Raw genomic sequence first — 2,926 nt, 5'->3', positions numbered from 1 at the left:
TCGACACGCTGCTCGCCTGCCGCGGCTCCGCCCGCACCGGTTCTGCCGCCGCCCGTGTTCGTTCCGCCGCCTCGGCTGCCGGTGCCCGGGCTGGGCGGCGGGGGCCACGGGCCCCTGGGCGGCGGGGACCACGGGCCCTTGGGCGGTCACGGTCCGTTCGGCGGTCACGGTCCGTTCGGCGGTCACGGTCCGTTCGGCGGTCACGGTCCATTCGGCCGGGGTCACGGGTTCGGTGGTGGTCATGGGTTCGGTGGAGGCCATGGGTTCGGTGGAGGCCATGGCGGCGGCCACCGCTAGCGCGTTCGCGGTTCGCACGCGTGTCTGACCCGTCGGGCTAGGGTGGCGGACTAGGGTGTGGCCGCGGCCGGAACTCTCGGCAGGGCCGGCCGACTCTTGAATCGCGTGGCCCCATGGCCGTGGCAACGCAGCTGTGCTGCATGGCGCGGCAATCAAATTGGACGGTTCGGAGGAGCGGTGGACGTCGTACTTGGCGTGTCTATGGCGCCTGAGACAGTCCGTATGGTGCTCATCGAAGGTGAAGCTGCCGGCGGGGTGACTGTCGATCAGGACGGTTTCACGGTCGCCGACGATGAAACGCCCATGGCGGCAGCCAATCACGTCGTCGCAGCCATTCTCGGCACCCGGGACAGCGCTGCTCAGGGCGGGTATCGGCTCAAATCCAGCGGAGTGAGCTGGACCGATCCCCTCAAGGCCGCGGCGCTGCGAGACGCGTTGGCGGAACGCAAGATTGACAATGTGATGCTGGTCTCGGCGGTCATGGCCGCTGCGGCGCTGGCGCAGGCCGTGGGCAGCGCCACCAATTGGGCCCGCACCGCGTTGCTCCTTGTCGAGCCTGCCAGCGCCACCTTGGCGGTCGTCGACACCACTGATGGAACGGTCACTGACTTGCACCGGCACCCGCTGCCCGTCAGCGACGACGCCGCGCTGGCGAAGCTGACGGCGATGGTCTCGGGCGCCGAATCGATGAGGGCGCGCCCCGACGGGGTGTTTCTCGTCGGCTCGGAGGTCGACATCCCGTCGATCAAGCCGACCCTCGAGGCGGCGACCGCACTGGCGGTGACCACACCCGAGGAACCCGAGATGGCCCTGGCGCGGGGCGCCTCGTTGGCCGCGGCGAACGCGAACCTGGGAGCGCCGCGAACGGTCTCGATGCCGGCGGCGCGGACTTCCCCGGCGGCTGCGGTCGAACTCGCCTACAGCGCCGAAGACGACGCAGCCTCCGACGCCCACCGTCTTGCCGACGCCTCGGCTCGCCGGCAGCCCAGCCGCAAGTCGGTATTGACGATCGCTGCCCTGACGATGGTCTTCATCGGTGGCATCCTGGCGTTGGCGCTGGCACTTGCGTTCGGTATCCGGCCGCATGCGGACCAGCGACCGGACGTCGGCACGAACGTCGTCGCCCCGCAGAATCCCGATGCCGGTCCGCCGATTCCGCCCCCGCCAACGAACGCTCCAGTGGCGCCGCCCGCAGCGCCCCCGCCGTCGCCGCAGCCCTCGCCGCATTCCGGTGACCATCAGCACTGGGAGGACTGGCTGCACCGCCACCTGGGCACTCAACTTCCGTCCCCGTAGCCACGTCTGTGCCCAGTCCCAAGCCACCGCCCCAGTGCCAAAGACGCGTAAAATCGGGTCGTTAGGGGAATAACGGTGGAATCTCGGAGAGGTCTCGCGCCGCTGCAAAGTGCGGCGAGCCCACCGCCACCGTGAATGGCTAGCAACCGACTATTGGAGGAGCTTTGGACACCGTACTTGGTGTGTCGATGGCGCCGACCGCAGTCCGCATGGTGCTGGTCGAGGGGGAAAACGGCGACGGTGCAACCGTCGATGAGGACAATTTCGACGTCGCTGCCGCTGATGATGCAGCAACGGTAGCCGCCTCGGACCAGGTAGTCTCGGCCATCTTGGGGACGCGTCAGGGCGCAGCGGAAGGCGGCTATCAACTGGCGTCGACCGGGGTCACGTTCACCGACCCCCTGGAAGCCGCCGCGCTGCGCGACAAGCTGGCCGCCCACAAGGTCGAAAATGTGATGCTCGTCTCGGCCTTCCTGGCCGCGGCGGCGCTGGCCCAGGCTGTCGGCCATCAGACCAATTACGCGCACACGGCGCTGCTCTACATCGAGCCGGACACCGCAACGCTGGCGGTCGTCGACAGCGCGGACGGATCCATTGCCAGCGTTTCGCGGCAGGCGCTGCCCGAGGACGACGAAGCGGCGGTCGCCCAGCTGGCCGCGATGGTGTCCAACGCGGAAAACCTGGAGACGCGTCCGGATGCGGTGTTCGTCGTCGGATCCGGGATCGACATCCCGATGATCAAGCCCGCATTGGAGGCGGCGACCACCCTGCCGTTGACCGCCCCGGAGGAACCCGACACCGCGCTGGCCCGCGGCGCTGCCCTGGCTTCGGCACATGCTCCGCTGTTCTCGTCGTCGACCGCGGCCCTGGCGTACGCGCAGGATCCCGGCACCGGAGCGATCAACCCGCTCGCCATTGCGCCGGGCTACTTCGAGACCCCGGGCGAGGCCGGCGCGGAAGGACTCGCGTACAGCGCCGTGCCCGACGACCCGGACGAGTTCTTCACGGGCTCGCACACCGCCGCGACAGCCCTGGTCGGCGCGGACTACCCCGAGCGCAGGTCGTTCAAGCTGGTGGGATCCGCGCTGGCGGGAATCTTTGTCATCGGTGTCGTGGCACTGGTCGTGTCGCTGGCCATCGCCATCCGGCCGACGGCCAACGTGCGGCCCAGCCCGGACCAGAACGTCGTCGTCGCACCCACCCGGCCGGCTCCGGCTCCCGCGGCCCCGGCCCCCGCACCCCGGGGGGGGGGGCGCCCCCCCCCCCCCCCGCGCCGCGCGGGCGGGCGGGCGGCGCCCCCCCCACCCCGCTTGTCGCCGGGGCGGTCACGGCC

The 2,926-nt window shown here is 70.4% G+C and carries 3 protein-coding genes; all 3 read left to right on the top strand.

Going from position 1 to position 2,926, the window contains the following annotated elements; all coding sequences use genetic code 11:
• On the top strand, window positions 1-325 hold a 325-nt coding region (locus A5753_RS24720), incomplete at its 5' end, for a hypothetical protein (RefSeq protein ID WP_304441431.1).
• Window positions 326-474: 149 nt separating this feature from the next.
• Window positions 475-1,593, top strand: a complete 1,119-nt coding sequence (locus A5753_RS04110; RefSeq protein ID WP_067123709.1) for a hypothetical protein — start codon at window positions 475-477, stop codon at window positions 1,591-1,593.
• A gap of 188 nt (window positions 1,594-1,781) precedes the next feature.
• A partial coding sequence (locus A5753_RS04105; RefSeq protein WP_231989987.1) for a hypothetical protein occupies window positions 1,782-2,926 on the top strand: 1,145 nt, incomplete at its 3' end.

The organism is Mycobacterium sp. 852002-51971_SCH5477799-a (assembly GCF_001667145.1).
Taxonomy (GTDB): domain Bacteria; phylum Actinomycetota; class Actinomycetes; order Mycobacteriales; family Mycobacteriaceae; genus Mycobacterium.
The sequence above is the reverse complement of the archived record's forward strand: the minus strand, read 5'-3'. Positions and strand labels throughout refer to the sequence as shown.